We start from the raw sequence: 14,911 nt of genomic DNA on the forward strand, positions 1-14,911 counted from the left end.
TCTTCATTCAAGAAAGGTTCTTCATTCAAGAAAGTATTTTCATTCAAAAGGTCTTCCGGACGTAGTTCCACCACCATACCCGAATTGCTCCAGCGGGAACCGCGGTTGCTGGGGCTCATGCCATTGACTACAAGTTGTTGCGGGCCGCTGGCGGCAGGCACTACAAAACCACCCGGACACATGCAGAAACTATACACGCCGCGTCCGTCTATTTGATTGACAAAACTGTATTCAGCGGCGGGCAGGTATTTGCCACGTCCGTTCCGGTTGTGATATTGTATCTGGTCTATCAGCTGGGCGGGATGTTCCAGGCGGACGCCTACGGCGATTCCTTTTGCCTCAATCTCTACCCGGTTGGCGGCAAGCCAGCGATACACGTCTCTGGCAGAATGGCCGGTGGCAAGAATGACGGGACCGAGCAAGGTCTTGCCCGTGTTGGTTTCAATGCCTTTCACTTCATCTTTTTCTATGATCAAGGCATCCATACGCGTTTCGAAGTGTACTTCGCCGCCACATTCGATGATGGTGTTCCGCATATTCTCGATGACGCGCGGCAGTTTGTCCGTCCCTATATGAGGATGGGCATCCGCCAGTATGGATGTAGAAGCTCCGTGTTGGCAGAATATATTCAGTATTTTATCTACATTCCCGCGTTTTTTGCTTCGGGTGTACAGCTTTCCATCGGAGTAGGCACCTGCACCGCCTTCTCCAAAGCTATAATTGGATTCGGGGTTTACGGTCTGCTGCCGTCCTATCTGGGCCAGGTCTTTTTTCCTTTCCCGCACGTCTTTTCCGCGTTCCACGATGACGGGACGCAGTCCGAGCTCTATCAGTCGTAAGGCGGCAAAAAGGCCTCCGGGGCCGGCGCCCACTACAATAACCTGCGGCTTGCCTTCTACCTTATTATATTGGACATGCCGGTATTCGTCATCCTGCGGCACTTCATTCAGATATGCCCGCACGTTCAGGTTTATGAAAACGGTCCGTTGCCGGGCATCGATGCTGCGTTTCAAGACGCGTGTCGCTGTAATCTCACGTGCGTCCAGTCCTTTTTCCTGCACCAGATACTCTTTCAGACGTTGTTCGTTTGCCGCTATTTCGGGCAATACGCGTAATTGGTATTCTTGTATCATATTATCCAAATAGGGTACGGAAAGCTTCTTCCACTTTCCGTACCGGTATTAATTCTATCTTTATCTTTTGGGTATTGAGTCCCTGCATATTATATTTAGGCAATATGAATTGCTTGAAACCTAACTTCTCGGCTTCGCCGATACGCTGTTCGATGCGGTTTACCGGGCGTATCTCTCCCGACAGGCCGATTTCACCTGCCATGCAGACCTCCGGTTCTATCGCCGAATCCATATTGCTGCTGAGAATGGCACTGATCACAGCCAGGTCAATGGCCGGATCGTTCACTTTCAGGCCTCCGGCAATGTTGAGGAACACATCTTTCTGGGCCAGCTTGAAGCCTACACGTTTTTCCAGTACGGCAAGCAGCATATTCATCCGGCGGATATCGAAGCCGGTGGCAGAACGTTGCGGATTACCATATACGGCACTGCTTACCAATGCTTGTGTCTCAATCAGAAAAGGCCTGATGCCTTCTATGGCCGAAGCGATGGCTATCCCGCTCATTCCTTCATGGTCCTGGCTCAGAAGGAGTTCCGAAGGATTGTTCACTTGCCGCAGGCCGTCCTGCCGCATTTCGTAAATGCCCAGTTCGGCCGTACTTCCGAAACGGTTCTTGATGCTGCGGAGAATACGGTACATATAGTGTTGGTCACCTTCAAACTGAAGCACGGTATCCACGATATGTTCCAGCACCTTGGGGCCGGCTATGCTGCCTTCCTTGTTGATGTGCCCTATCAGTATGACGGGAGTGTGCGTCTCTTTGGCGAAACGCAGGATGGAGGCGGAGCATTCGCGTACCTGGGCTATGCTTCCCGGAGACGATTCCAGCGTTTCAGTCGAGATGGTCTGTATGGAATCTATAATGACCAGGTCCGGGTGCGTATTCTTTATATGTACATAAATCTGTTCCAGGGACGTTTCGCAGACGATGAGGCAATCGTTGGAAATGTTTGTCAGCCGGTCGGCGCGCAGCTTCAGCTGGCGGGCGCTTTCTTCTCCGGAGATGTAGAGTATCCGTTTTTCCGGGATTTGCAGTACGGTTTGCAGTACCAAGGTTGATTTGCCGATGCCCGGTTCGCCGCCGATAAGCACGAGGGAACCTTGTACCAGTCCTCCCCCCAATACCCGGTTCAGTTCGGCATCATGGAGATCGATGCGCGGTTCGTCATCCGCTATTATCTCATTCAGGGTGACGGGTTTGGCTTTGGCGGTCTCGATGCCGGAAACAGGGCGTTTGTTTACAGTCTCTTTCCTTATGGTCTCCTCTACATACGTGTTCCATTCCCCGCACGACGGGCATTTGCCTATCCATTTGGGAGATTCTTGTCCGCAGTTGCTGCACACGTAAACCGTCTTTTCTTTTGCCATATCTCAGTTCCATTCTATATTGACTGCCCAAAGGTACGATTTTTCGTTGCAGAGGTTGCAGGGTCTCGTGGAGTTTTTTACCTTTGTTAGTAGAAACAGTACCTAATTGATAAGTTATGATAGATGATATTCTTGAGTACAACAGGCGGTTTGTTGCCGATAAGGGGTATGAGAAGTACATTACCAATAAGTATCCCGACAAGAAAATAGCCATTCTTTCTTGTATGGATACCCGTTTGACCGAGTTGTTGCCGGCCGCTTTGGGCATCAGGAACGGTGATGTAAAGATGATCAAGAATGCGGGTGGAATTATTTCGCATCCGTTTGGCAGTGTAATCCGTAGCTTGATGGTGGCCATTTATGAATTGGGAGTGACGGAGGTCATGGTCATTGCGCATTCCGATTGCGGTGCCTGCCACATGAGCAGTGCCCAGATGATAGAGCATATGAAAGCCCGCGGCATCAAGCAGGAGACGATTGACATGATTCGTTTCTGCGGGGTCGATTTTGAATCCTGGCTGTATGGGTTTGAAGATACGGAGAAGTCAGTGAGAGGTACGGTGGAAGTTATTCTCAACCATCCGCTGATACCGCGTGACATTAAAGTCTATGGATTCATAATAGATTCCGTGACAGGAGAACTGACACCGGTGAGGTGACAGGTTAGAAATGTATAGGACATCTTATACCGTCGTTATCTCTCCTGCCAGGGGACGGCTCATCAGTTCCCTTACTTTGGCGGGGAGATAATCATGTCCCAAGAGGAACATCAGTTTGGTGACGGCAGACTCCGTGGTGCTGTCGTACCCGCAGACCACACCGGCCTGCATCAGCTGGTAACCGGTTTCGTAGCGTTCCATTTCAACGGTTCCTGCGCTGCATTGAGTGACGTTTACGATTACGATACCCTGTTCGCAGGCAGCGTGCAGGCGGCGGAGGAACCATTCTTTACGGGGAGCATTGCCGGAACCGTAGGTTTCAAGAACAACCGCTTTCAGCCCTTTGGTGGAAAGCACGGCATCCACTACGTTCTCCTGAATGCCGGGAAAGAGTTTCAGCACGGCAATGTTGGTGTCCAGCAGATAATGGGGCTTTAGTTCCCGGCGATTGCCGTGTACCTGTATTTGTACATTATTATATTTGATATGTATGCCCGCCGAGGCAAGTACCGGATAATTGAACGAACGGAAAGCGTTGAAGTTTTCGGCGTTCATCTTGGTGGTACGGTTGCCGCGCATCAAATGGTTTTCGAAGAATATGCAGACTTCAGGCACGATGGGGTGTCCGTTGGAATGGCAGGAAGTGGCTATTTCAATACTGGTCAGCAGGTTTTCCTTGCCGTCTGTACGTAGTACGCCTATGGGCAATTGGGAGCCGGTAAGGATGACGGGCTTGGCCAGCCCTTCAAGCATAAAGCTGAGTGCCGAGGCCGTGTAAGCCATGGTGTCCGTGCCATGCAGGATGACGAATCCGGTATATTGGTCGTAGTTGTCGCTGATGATGCGTACAAGTTTGCGCCATGCTTCCGGATCCATGTCAGACGAATCCATAGGCGGGTCGAACTGGTAAGTGTCGATACGGAACGTAAACCTTTGAAGTTCGGGCACATGCTTTTGCAGTTGTTCAAAGTTGAAGTTTTCCAGGGCACCGGTCTCCGCATTCTCTATCATGCCGATAGTTCCACCGGTGTAAATTAGCAAAACGGAAGTATTTTCTGGGTTCATATGCGCCTTTCTTTCTTTTGTACCCTGCAAAGATAATTATATATCTTTAAAATGATGGCAAAATGTTAGAAAAGAACAGGAGGATTTATGCTTCCACGGTATGGAAAGTGAGTGAATGTAGGTTGTTTGCTATACATATATCTTGGTATTTTTAAGGCTTTATGTATTTTTATCGCAAAAAAGTCGTAAAAACTGATAGATTGAATGTTTTTATTGTTACTTTTGCAACACTTATCAGAAACGATAGAAGCAAAAGACTATGAACAAGTACTATCAACATACAGTCACATCCATGTGTACCATGACCCTTAGGGGTTAAGGATAGTATTTTGTGTTTCTACGTGTTACACCATTTTTCAATCAGTATTTCTATTTAGTGAAGTTTTTCATTCATGCGCCGGCTGTGCCCGCCGTGAGTGAGGTCAATAGAAACAGCCGGGAATATAAACTCAGATAATCAGAAAATAACATATATAATGAAAGTAATGAAGTTCGGCGGTTCGTCCGTAGGGACCGCAAGCAGTATTTTAAGCGTAAAAAAAATAGTAGAAGCCGTAGATGAACCGGTAATCGTTGTCGTATCCGCTTTGGGCGGCATCACGGACAAACTGATAAATACCTCCAAGATGGCGGCGTCCGGTGATGCTTCCTATGAAAATGAATTCCGTGAGATTGTCTATCGCCATGTAGAGATGGTTAAGGAAGTGATTCCTGCAGGTGAAGCGCAAGTGGAGTTACAGCGCCGCATCGGTGAGTTGCTGAATGAACTGAAAGACATTTTCCAGGGTATTTATTTGATCAAAGACCTTTCGCAGAAAACCTCCGATACGATTGTGAGCTATGGCGAGCGTCTTTCGTCCATTATCGCCGCACAACTGACAGGGGCTGAATGGTTCGATTCACGCACGTTCATCAAGACCGAAAAGAAGCACTCCAAACACGTGCTGGATACGGACTTGACCCATTCGCTGGTCCGTGAGGCATTCCGCAATTCTCCCAGACGTGTCCTGGTTCCGGGATTCATTTCAACGGACAAGGTGACGGGGGAAGTCACGAATCTGGGAAGAGGCGGTTCCGACTATACGGCGGCGATTATCGCTGCGGCACTGGACGCCGACAGCCTGGAAATCTGGACGGATGTAGATGGCTTTATGACGGCCGATCCCCGTGTGATCTCCACCGCCTATACCATCAGCGAACTGAGTTATGTGGAGGCTACGGAACTTTGCAACTTCGGTGCGAAAGTTGTCTATCCGCCTACCATCTACCCGGTCTGTCACAAGAACATTCCTATATTGATAAAGAACACTTTCAACCCCGAAGGTGTGGGAACGATTATCAAGCGGGAAGTTTCCAATCCGCAATGCAAGGCCATCAAGGGTATTTCTTCCATCAACGACACAAGCCTGATTACGGTGCAGGGCTTGGGTATGGTAGGTGTCATCGGTGTGAATTACCGTATCTTTAAGGCGCTTGCCAAGAATGGGATCAGCGTGTTCCTCGTATCGCAGGCATCTTCGGAGAACTCCACGTCCATCGGTGTGCGTAATGCGGATGCCGACTTGGCTTGTGAGGTGCTGAACGAAGAGTTTGCCAAAGAAATAGAGATGGGCGAGATTTCGCCTATCCTGGCAGAAAAGAATCTGGCTACGGTGGCTATCGTAGGCGAGAATATGAAGCATACGCCGGGTATTGCGGGTAAACTGTTCGGTACGCTGGGACGTAACGGCATCAATGTGATAGCTTGCGCGCAGGGTGCTTCGGAAACCAATATCTCATTTGTGGTGGACAACAAATCATTGCGCAAGTCTTTGAACGTTATCCATGATTCTTTCTTCTTGTCGGAATACCAGGTATTGAACCTCTTTATTTGCGGTGTCGGTACGGTGGGAGGCAGTCTGATAGAGCAGATTCACAGTCAGCGCCAGAAACTGATGCAGGAGAATGGCTTGCAGCTGAACGTGGTAGGTATAGCCGATGCGTCCAAGGCCATGTTCGGTCGTGAAGGCTTCGACCTGGGACGTTTTCGCGAAGAACTGGCGGAGAAAGGAAAGGACAGCTCGCTGGATACGCTTCGCGACGAGATTATCGGCATGAATATCTTCAATTCCGTATTTGTGGATTGTACGGCAAGTGCGGGCGTCGCTTCTCTTTATAAAGACCTGCTGATGCACAATGTCTCCGTCGTGGCAGCCAACAAGATTGCCGCTTCTTCGGAATATGACAATTATCGTGAACTGAAGCAGATTGCCCGCCAGCGTGGCGTGAAGTATCTGTTTGAAACCAACGTAGGTGCGGGGCTTCCCATCATCAACACCATCAATGACCTGATCCATAGCGGTGACAAGATCTTGAAGATTGAAGCCGTGCTGAGTGGCACGTTGAATTATATCTTCAATAAGATCAGTGCGGATATTCCTTTCAGCAAGACCATCAGGATGGCGCAGGAAGAACGTTATTCCGAGCCTGATCCCCGTATCGACTTAAGCGGGAAAGATGTTATCCGCAAGTTGGTGATTCTGGCGCGTGAGGCTGGCTACCGTCTGGAACAGAGTGATGTTGAGAAGAATCTTTTCGTACCCGATGATTTCTTTGAAGGTTCATTGGAAGACTTCTGGAAGAAAGTGCCGAGCCTTGATGCCGGTTTCGAGGCCCGCCGTAAAGTACTGGAAGCCGAAAACAAGCATTGGCGTTTCGTTGCCAGGCTGGAAAACGGCAAGGCGTCCGTCGGCTTGCAGGAAGTGGGCGTCAACCATCCGTTCTACGGTTTGGAAGGCAGCAACAACATCATCTTGCTGACCACGGCACGCTATAAGGAATATCCGATGATGATACAGGGTTACGGAGCCGGCGCAGGGGTAACGGCTGCGGGAGTATTTGCGGATATCATGAGTATTGCGAATGTTTAAATCATACATCTTATGAAACACATCATCATCCTGGGTGACGGTATGGCCGACTGGCCTGTAAAGGCATTGGGCGACAAGACATTGTTGCAGGCTGCCGATACGCCTTATATGGATAAACTGGCGCGGATGGGACGGACGGGAAGGCTGGTGACTGTTGCCGAAGGTTTCCATCCGGGCAGTGAAGTGGCGAATATGTCCGTTCTGGGTTATGATCTTCCGAAAGTGTATGAAGGCCGCGGCCCGTTGGAAGCGGCGAGTATTGGTGTGGATTTGCAGCCGGGCGAGATGGCGATGCGCTGCAACATAATCTGCGTAGAAGGGAATCATATAAAGAACCACTCTGCCGGACACATCACGACTGAAGAGGCTGATGTGTTGGTAAGATATTTGCAGGAACAGTTGGGAGACGATAGGGTCCGCTTCTATACGGGCGTACAATACCGCCATCTGCTGGTCATAAAGGGAGGTGACAAGCGTGTGGATTGTACGCCGCCCCATGATGTGCCCTTGAAGCCTTACCGCCCGTTGATGGTAAGGCCGATGGCGGGAACGGAACAGGTCACGCTTCCCGAAGGGCAGGCGGACTTGACTCCGCGGCAGACTGCCGACTTGATCAATGATTTGATTTTGCGTTCGCAGGAGATTCTGGAGAACCATCCCGTTAACCGGAAGCGTGTGGCCGAAGGCAAGGATCCCGCCAATAGCGTCTGGCCGTGGAGTCCCGGTTACCGTCCGCAGATGGAGCGCCTTGCCGATAAGTTTCCTCAGGTGAAGCGGGGCGCCGTCATTTCGGCTGTGGATCTGATTAATGGCATCGGTTATTATGCCGGATTGCGTCGCCTCACCGTAGAGGGGGCTACCGGACTTTATGATACCAATTATGAGAACAAGGTGGCTGCCGCTCTTGAAGCCTTGAAAACCGATGATTTTGTCTATCTGCATATCGAAGCCAGTGATGAGGCGGGGCATGAAGGAAATATCCCTCTGAAGATTATGACCATCGAGAATCTGGATAGCCGTGTCGTAGGGCCTGTTTACGAGGCTGTGAAGGATTGGGACGAACCGGTAGCCATTGCCGTGTTGCCCGACCACCCTACGCCTTGCGAGCTTCGCACCCATACGGCAGAACCGGTTCCGTTCCTGGTCTGGTATCCGGGCATAGAACCGGACGAGGTGCAGACCTTTGATGAAGTGGCCGCATGCAACGGTTGCTACGGCCTGATGAAAGAGGACGAGTTTATCAATGAATTTTTAACCCTTTAATTTATGCGATATTATAGTACCAACAAACAAGCCTCCGACGCTACTCTTGAAGAAGCGGTAGTGAAAGGACTTGCCGCCGACAAGGGACTTTTCATGCCCTTTACCATCCAACCGCTGCCACAGGATTTCTATGACAGCATCGACGCGCTCAGTTTCCAGGAGATAGCCTATCGCGTGGCAGACGCTTTCTTTGGGGAAGACGTACCGGCCGATACCTTGAAACAGATTGTCTATGACACGCTGAACTTTGACGTTCCGTTAGTGAAAGTAACGGAGAATATCTATTCTCTGGAGTTGTTCCACGGTCCTACCCTTGCCTTCAAGGATGTGGGCGGACGTTTTATGGCTCGTCTGTTGGGCTACTTCATCCGGAAAGAGGGCAAGAAGCAGGTGAATGTATTGGTCGCTACTTCCGGTGATACGGGCAGTGCCGTAGCCAATGGCTTCCTCGGGGTGGAGGGTATCCATGTATACGTGCTTTATCCGAAGGGCAAAGTCAGCGAGATACAGGAAAAGCAGTTCACCACTTTGGGGCAGAACATCACTGCCCTTGAAGTAGATGGAACATTCGACGATTGCCAGGCTCTGGTAAAGTCCGCTTTCATGGACAGGGAACTGAACGGGCGTCTGTTGCTCACCAGTGCCAATTCCATCAATGTAGCCCGTTTCCTGCCGCAGGCTTTCTACTATTTCTATGCGTATGCCCAGCTGAAAAGAGCCACGGGTGGCTTGTCACCGGTCATTTGCGTGCCCAGCGGCAACTTCGGCAATATTACCGCCGGACTCTTCGGCAAGCGTATGGGGCTTCCCGTGAAACGGTTTATCGCGGCCAATAACCGTAATGATATCTTCTATCAATACTTGCAAACGGGTGTTTACACTCCGCGCCCCAGTATAGCTACCATTGCCAACGCCATGGATGTGGGCGATCCGAGTAACTTTGCCCGTGTGCTCGACCTGTATGGCAATGACCATGCCGCCATCTCCGCCGAAATCAGCGGCGCCACTTATACCGATGCGCAGATTGCAGAAACCATGAAGAAAGTCTGGAAGGAGGAGCGTTACCTGCTTGATCCTCACGGTGCCTGCGGTTTCCGTGCCTTGGCCGAAGGGCTGCGTCCCGGAGAGACAGGTATATTTCTGGAAACCGCCCATCCTGCGAAATTCAAGGATACGGTGGAAAAGATTATCGGTGAAACCGTGCAGATACCGGAAAAGCTGCAAGCCTTTATGCGGGGCGAAAAGAAGAGCCTGCCGATGTCTAAGGATTTTGCTGCCTTCAAGCAATATCTGATGGGCTTGTAACCAGGTGAGCATGGAAAAGAAATGAAATAAAGTCTGAAATGTTTGGCTTCGGCTTCCGGATGTTGTATATTTGTAACTGCAATTTTAGTTCAGATTCAATTTTAATTTAGTGTGAAAGGAGGGGCGTTGTTCCTCCTTTTCTTTTTGATCCTTATCGCATTCCGTTAAAGATGCCGCACGTTTACTCCCCGAATGACGCATCCCGCCATCCCGGATAATACAATTCAATCCCTTCAATTCCAGGTGTTTCACCTGAAAACCTTCGTGCTTTTGCAGAAAGCCTTTGTGGAGGTTGCTGAAAAGAAATGAACACCAGGTATTCTCCTTCCGCTTCAATGGTGAACTCTGCCTCCGTACACTCGTTCAGTGTACCTTGCCACCAGTTGGTGAAGTCGCTGAGAGGATATACCAGTCCTTTGCCATGCAGCCCACGGGCAGTGAAATTGATAATGGATACTTGCTGGCCGGGCGAACAGGAGAAAGTCCGTACGTCACGGCAGGGGATAAAAACGCCGTAGTCTGTGAACATCCGTACATCGGCTTCTGCACGCATATAGTCGATAAGCAGGCTGATGTTGCCCAAGGTGTGGTCCTCGCGTTTGCCCGTAGCACCGGTAATGGCAATGTGACGTTTGCCTTGCGACAACAGGAAGCGGACTGCTTTGGTCTGGTCGTTGGTCTCCTGCTCGCTGATGCGGTGAAGGAGGTGGCTGTACCGGTTACGGTTGTCTTCGCTGATGGAATCGCCGTCACCGATAATCACGTCGGGCACGTTTCCGCGGCGGATGTATTCATCGGCGGCGCCGTCGCAACAAACCACGTATGGCGCTTCTGCCAGAATCTTCAAGGGCAGGGGATTCGTGGGATATTCCCCGTTGGCCAGTACTACTGCATCAAACAACATACTATATATTTATGATTTTACGATTGAATTTACTTTTCACTACTATTTAATACTTACGCTTTATTACCCCGTAGGCGGAATTCTTTTTTTGAGTGAAAGAGCTTTGTTCAAAGCTTGTGAATATCCGTTCGCACGCTTTGGATATATATTCGCACGCTTTGAATATCCGTTCGCGCACTGCGAACAGAGTTTTCTCTTAACTCCTCCGGCTTTTAGTCTTAGCTTCGGAAGTTTTTTCAGTAGCTTCCCGAAAACTTTTCAAAAGGAACTTCACTGTCCATCATTCTCTTCCATTTGAAGTAGCCAAAGATAGCGATAATTGTGTAAAGGGCGTATAGGGCGGCTGTAAAATCAAGTCCCTTGTAGATGTATAGCCCTGCACTGACGGCGTCAACGGCAATCCATGCCCACCATTGTTCCACATATTTGCGTGCCAGCATCCACATGCCGACAATGCTTAGTGCGGTGGTAAAGGAGTCCAGCCAAGGCACGTTGCTGTCCGTAAACCGGATCAATATCCAGGCGATGCCTGTAAAGGCCACAGCAAATGCGGCGGCAAGCGGCAGCAGATAACGCGCCGGCATGCGGGTGATGGGGAGTTCGGGACTCTCCGCCTGTTGACCGGATACTTGTTTCCGCAAGATTTTCCGGCGGAGGAAGCTGCCGTATTTCCACATTGCCCAGCCATAAATGGCAGCGCCCAAATAGTAGATGTTGATGCCGAAATCAGCATATAGTCCGGCATCATAATAGACAAAGATATAGACAGCAGGCATGATGATACCTGCTATCCATAAATAAATGCTGGCACGGTACTCTAACCAGAGGTAGAGAATCCCGATGAGAGTACCTGCTATTTCGAGGGTATGTTCCATTGTCAGAAACTCAATGATAGATGTCCCAATACATTCGTTCCTGCCTGTGCGGCATAGCCTGTATAGTTGTTGCGGCGCTCCGGCGAGTTGGTATAGTCGCTGGAGGCCCAGCCGTTGTTCTCGTATTCTTCGTTGAAGAGGTTGTAAACGGTACATCCGATAGTAACGGATTTCAGCTTCGGAAGTTTGAAGGTGTAGGCCAGATTCAGGTTGCTTACGAAATAGGCGTCCAGCAAGTGGTCTTCAATGTCCATGTTGCTCATGTACTGCTTGCTTACGTATTGGGATTGCAAGGAGACCTCCAGCCCTTTGTAGGCATATCCGAAGCGGTTGCTCAGTATGAAATCCGGTGAGAAGGCGATGTGGGTGGTACCGTGGTCGATCTTTACACCGGGCAATTCATTCCAGTCCTCGTCGTATCCGTAGAGTGTCTCTACGAAATTCTTGATACGGTTGCGGCTCAGGGTGGCGTTGATGTCCCATTGGAAACCGCAGGACAGCTTCAGGCCACCTGTCAGCTCGATACCCATGCGGTAACTGTCCGGCACGTTGGCGGCTACGGCTTCACCGATTTCATTCAGCTCGCCTGTCAGGACAAGCTGGTCCTTGTAGTCCATGTAGTAGAAATTGGCGCCCAGATGCAGCCATGAGTTGGAGAAGGTATAGCCCAGCTCATAGTCGAAGAGGCGCTCTGCCTTGGGAGGATCGGTCAGCAGGCCGTCGGTATAGTTGTTGCGGGTAGGCTCTTTGTGGGCTACACTGAACGAACCGTACAGGCGGTGGTTGCGGTTGATCTGCCAGGACAATCCGGCTTTGGGGTTGAAGAAGTCAAATTTCTCGTCGATGTCAAGGTGTTGCAATGCATGGACGGCGGAATTCCATTTGTCGTTCTCACCATTCATCTTGTAGGTGATGTGGCGATATTGCATGTCGGCATAGGCGCTCAGTCCCTTGCCTAATTCATAGTTGGCTTTCAAATAAATGTTACCGTCGTTCTTGGTAGCATTGTTGCGGTAGTAATCCCGGTCGGGATCCAATGAGCCGAGGTAATTCTTCACCCAAAGCACTTTGCCGAAATGGTCGCCGTCGTAGCGGTTCAAGGCTCCGCCTAAAGATGCATGAAGACGGTTGTGGTTGTAGTTTACGGAGAAGATACCGCCGCCGAACCAGTTGTCCATGCCTTTCTTGCGGATGAGGTCGCTCTTTTTTACGGTCTCACCTGCCAGTTCGTAAGGCTTTAGACCGTATTCCACCAGTTTGCGTCCGTCTTTGTACTCCTGGTAGTATCCGTCACCTTTGGTATAGTGCAGGCCTACATTCAGATTCCATCGGGTGTTGAAGTTATGGTTCACCAGCAGCTGGTAGTTTTTCTGTACGTAGTTGTCCGTCTGGTCGTCGTAGTAATGGAAATTACCTCCGTCTTTCAGCAGCTCACCGGCTTCTTCAATACCATAATCGTAATCGATATCCGGTTGGTGGATTCCTCCATTCTTGTCGGCCACATACATATAGCCGCAGGAATTAAACCGGCGTCCGAATGCCTCCATTTGCGCTTTGGTAGCATAGTTCCAGGCATGGTAAGTGCGCTCTTTTCCGGCGAACGTAATCAGTTTGACAGAGGTATTGTCGTTATAATACCCCCCTTGCAGGTAATAGGAGTTCAAGCCGACCTCCGCGCGGTCCAGATAGCCGTCCGTGCTGATGTTGGAGAGGCGGGCGTCGAAGGACCAGTGTCCGTCAATCAGTCCTGTTCCCGCCTTTACCGTTTCTTTGTGGGTATTGAACGACCCGTATGAACCGTTGAATTCAGCATACGGTTTCAAGGAGAAGTCCCCGGTCTGCATATTGATGCTGGCACCGAAAGCGCCTGCACCGTTGGTAGATGTTCCCGCGCCGCGCTGCACCTGCATGTCTTTCACGGAGGAGGCAAAGTCCGGCAGGTTTACCCAGAATACCGTATGGCTCTCCGCGTCGTTGATGGGAATGCCGTTGGCGGTGACATTGATGCGGGTACCGTCCGTGCCGCGTACCCGCAGGGTAGTATAGCCGATTCCGGCTCCGGCATCGCTTGTGGTGATGGCGGAAGGTATCATGCTCAGCAGGTAGGGCAGGTCTTGTCCGAAGTTCTGTTTCTTTAATTGTTCTTTGCCTACGTTGGTGAATGCTACCGGTGTGGTGCCTGTGGCACGTGTGGAGATGATTTCTACTTCATCCAGATTGATAATTCGCAAGCTGTCTCTCTCGTGTGTCTGCGCACAAACACTCAGTGCTGCCATCAGAAGGCAGGGCACCATTGCATGTCTTTTCATTTGCAATAATTTAGTTTAGATAAATACAGAAAAGGGGAACTTTTCTTCTTTTCCCTACGTCGGCACTACCCGAATCAGGTCAATGGGTATGTTCTCAGCCCGTCATATTAGGGCACCCCTTAGTTGAAATCGGTTGCAAAAGTAGGGCTTTCTGCTGAAAGTCACAAGGAAAGCGAACGAAATTCAGACTTATTTGTTAATTTTGTACCATTAATTTTAAAGCAAACAGAATTATGTTATCACCACTATTAATGGCGGCCTTTGCCGCGCAGAATGCTGATGACGGTTTCAGCAAGTTACAAATATTTATCCAACAGTTGATAGACTGGAGCGTAAGTGCCGGTGGCCGTATAATCGGAGCTATCATTATTTTTGTAGTAGGACGCTTTCTGATCTCTTTCCTGAAGAAGATGGTTGCCAAGTTATTGGCTAAAAGACAAGTGGATCCCAGTATTCAGAGTTTTGTAAAAAGCCTGGTCAATATCCTGTTGACTATCTTGTTGATTATCGCCGTTATCGGCAAGTTGGGAGTAGAAACCACTTCATTTGCCGCTTTGCTGGCATCTGCCGGTGTGGCTATCGGTATGGCGTTGTCCGGCAACTTGCAGAATTTTGCCGGCGGGCTGATTGTCCTGTTGTTCCGTCCTTTCAAAGTAGGTGACTGGATTGAAAGCCAGGGCGTATCCGGTACTGTACGCGAGATTCAGATATTCCATACGATTCTGACTACAGCCGACAATAAGGTGATTTATATCCCTAACGGTGCCTTGAGCAGTGGTACGGTAACCAACTACAGCCATGAGGATACCCGCCGTGTGGAATGGGTGGTCGGCGTGGAATATGGCGAGAACTATGACAAGGTGGAAAGTACGGTTCGCCGCATTCTTTCCGGTGACAGCCGTATTCTGGCTACACCGGAGCCTTTTGTAGCCCTTCATGCTTTGGATGCCAGCAGTGTGAACGTGGTGATACGTGTATGGGTGAAGAGTGGAGACTATTGGGGAGTTTATTTTGACATGAACAAGGCCATCTACTCTGTATTCAACAAAGAAGGCATCGGTTTCCCGTTCCCGCAGTTGACGGTACATCAGGCACGGGACTGATGGATGCAGGAACTATC

General features: G+C 50.0%; 11 protein-coding genes and 1 riboswitch. Of the genes, 5 read left to right on the forward strand and 6 right to left on the reverse strand.

The window, feature by feature from the left end; translation table 11 throughout:
• Together HMPREF9446_RS06150 and radA are read right to left on the reverse strand one after the other, a co-directional pair.
• Nucleotides 1–1,133 (reverse strand): NAD(P)/FAD-dependent oxidoreductase (locus HMPREF9446_RS06150; RefSeq protein WP_009124605.1); only part of this gene is annotated, 1,133 nt, incomplete at its 3' end.
• A 1-nt stretch (nt 1,134) separates the two neighbouring features.
• Nucleotides 1,135–2,502: a DNA repair protein RadA gene (gene radA / locus HMPREF9446_RS06155; RefSeq protein WP_009124606.1), complete on the reverse strand. Its 1,368-nt coding sequence runs from the start codon at nt 2,500–2,502 to the stop codon at nt 1,135–1,137.
• A gap of 116 nt (nt 2,503–2,618) precedes the next feature.
• Between radA and HMPREF9446_RS06160 the strand changes: the two genes are divergently transcribed.
• The gene (locus HMPREF9446_RS06160) at nt 2,619–3,161 is read left to right on the forward strand and encodes a beta-class carbonic anhydrase (RefSeq protein ID WP_009124607.1); all 543 of its coding nucleotides are present in this window, start codon (nt 2,619–2,621) and stop codon (nt 3,159–3,161) included.
• A gap of 24 nt (nt 3,162–3,185) precedes the next feature.
• Here the strand turns inward: HMPREF9446_RS06160 and HMPREF9446_RS06165 are convergent, their stop codons facing one another.
• Complete coding sequence (locus HMPREF9446_RS06165) at nt 3,186–4,226, reverse strand: asparaginase (RefSeq protein WP_009124608.1); 1,041 nt, start codon at nt 4,224–4,226, stop codon at nt 3,186–3,188.
• A 476-nt stretch (nt 4,227–4,702) separates the two neighbouring features.
• On the opposite strand from HMPREF9446_RS06165, the gene thrA reads away from it, so the two are divergent.
• The 3 genes from thrA to thrC are packed head-to-tail and all read left to right on the forward strand — an operon-like array spanning nt 4,703 to nt 9,703.
• On the forward strand, nt 4,703–7,135 hold the full coding sequence (gene thrA, locus HMPREF9446_RS06170) for a bifunctional aspartate kinase/homoserine dehydrogenase I (protein WP_009124609.1): 2,433 nt from the start codon (nt 4,703–4,705) through the stop codon (nt 7,133–7,135).
• Nucleotides 7,136–7,147: 12 nt separating this feature from the next.
• Complete coding sequence (locus HMPREF9446_RS06175) at nt 7,148–8,398, forward strand: cofactor-independent phosphoglycerate mutase (protein WP_009124610.1); 1,251 nt, start codon at nt 7,148–7,150, stop codon at nt 8,396–8,398.
• 3 nt (nt 8,399–8,401) lie between these two features.
• The gene (thrC, locus tag HMPREF9446_RS06180) at nt 8,402–9,703 is read left to right on the forward strand and encodes a threonine synthase (RefSeq protein ID WP_009124611.1); all 1,302 of its coding nucleotides are present in this window, start codon (nt 8,402–8,404) and stop codon (nt 9,701–9,703) included.
• Nucleotides 9,704–9,884: 181 nt separating this feature from the next.
• Here thrC and HMPREF9446_RS06185 read toward each other — a convergent pair whose 3' ends face one another.
• The 3 genes from HMPREF9446_RS06185 to HMPREF9446_RS06195 form a co-directional block, all read right to left on the reverse strand.
• Nucleotides 9,885–10,607, reverse strand: a complete 723-nt coding sequence (locus HMPREF9446_RS06185) for a thiamine diphosphokinase (RefSeq protein WP_009124612.1) — start codon at nt 10,605–10,607, stop codon at nt 9,885–9,887.
• Between the two features lie 236 nt (nt 10,608–10,843).
• A complete protein-coding gene (gene pnuC / locus HMPREF9446_RS06190; RefSeq protein ID WP_009124614.1) occupies nt 10,844–11,482 on the reverse strand; it encodes a nicotinamide riboside transporter PnuC in 639 nt (212 codons plus the stop codon).
• A gap of 2 nt (nt 11,483–11,484) precedes the next feature.
• Nucleotides 11,485–13,791 (reverse strand): TonB-dependent receptor, encoded by a 2,307-nt coding sequence (locus tag HMPREF9446_RS06195; protein ID WP_009124615.1) that lies wholly within the window; start codon nt 13,789–13,791, stop codon nt 11,485–11,487.
• Nucleotides 13,792–13,824: 33 nt separating this feature from the next.
• A riboswitch (TPP riboswitch) is annotated at nt 13,825–13,921 on the reverse strand.
• A gap of 103 nt (nt 13,922–14,024) precedes the next feature.
• Here HMPREF9446_RS06195 and HMPREF9446_RS06200 point away from each other — a divergent pair.
• Nucleotides 14,025–14,894, forward strand: coding sequence for a mechanosensitive ion channel family protein (locus HMPREF9446_RS06200; RefSeq protein ID WP_039968685.1), 870 nt, complete (start codon nt 14,025–14,027; stop codon nt 14,892–14,894).
• Nucleotides 14,895–14,911: the final 17 nt, after the last annotated feature.

It is taken from the genome of Bacteroides fluxus YIT 12057, from assembly GCF_000195635.1.
GTDB classification, from domain to species: domain Bacteria; phylum Bacteroidota; class Bacteroidia; order Bacteroidales; family Bacteroidaceae; genus Bacteroides; species Bacteroides fluxus.

Bases quoted from the DNA above. Each gene is read 5' to 3' on its own strand.
- radA (WP_009124606.1), bottom strand. From the start codon at position 2,502: ATGGCAAAAGAAAAGACGGTTTACGTGTGCAGCAACTGCGGACAAGAA.
- HMPREF9446_RS06160 (WP_009124607.1), top strand. From the start codon at position 2,619: ATGATAGATGATATTCTTGAGTACAACAGGCGGTTTGTTGCCGATAAG.
- HMPREF9446_RS06165 (WP_009124608.1), bottom strand. From the start codon at position 4,226: ATGAACCCAGAAAATACTTCCGTTTTGCTAATTTACACCGGTGGAACT.
- thrA (WP_009124609.1), top strand. From the start codon at position 4,703: ATGAAAGTAATGAAGTTCGGCGGTTCGTCCGTAGGGACCGCAAGCAGT.
- HMPREF9446_RS06175 (WP_009124610.1), top strand. From the start codon at position 7,148: ATGAAACACATCATCATCCTGGGTGACGGTATGGCCGACTGGCCTGTA.
- thrC (WP_009124611.1), top strand. From the start codon at position 8,402: ATGCGATATTATAGTACCAACAAACAAGCCTCCGACGCTACTCTTGAA.
- HMPREF9446_RS06185 (WP_009124612.1), bottom strand. From the start codon at position 10,607: ATGTTGTTTGATGCAGTAGTACTGGCCAACGGGGAATATCCCACGAAT.
- pnuC (WP_009124614.1), bottom strand. From the start codon at position 11,482: ATGGAACATACCCTCGAAATAGCAGGTACTCTCATCGGGATTCTCTAC.
- HMPREF9446_RS06195 (WP_009124615.1), bottom strand. From the start codon at position 13,791: ATGAAAAGACATGCAATGGTGCCCTGCCTTCTGATGGCAGCACTGAGT.
- HMPREF9446_RS06200 (WP_039968685.1), top strand. From the start codon at position 14,025: ATGTTATCACCACTATTAATGGCGGCCTTTGCCGCGCAGAATGCTGAT.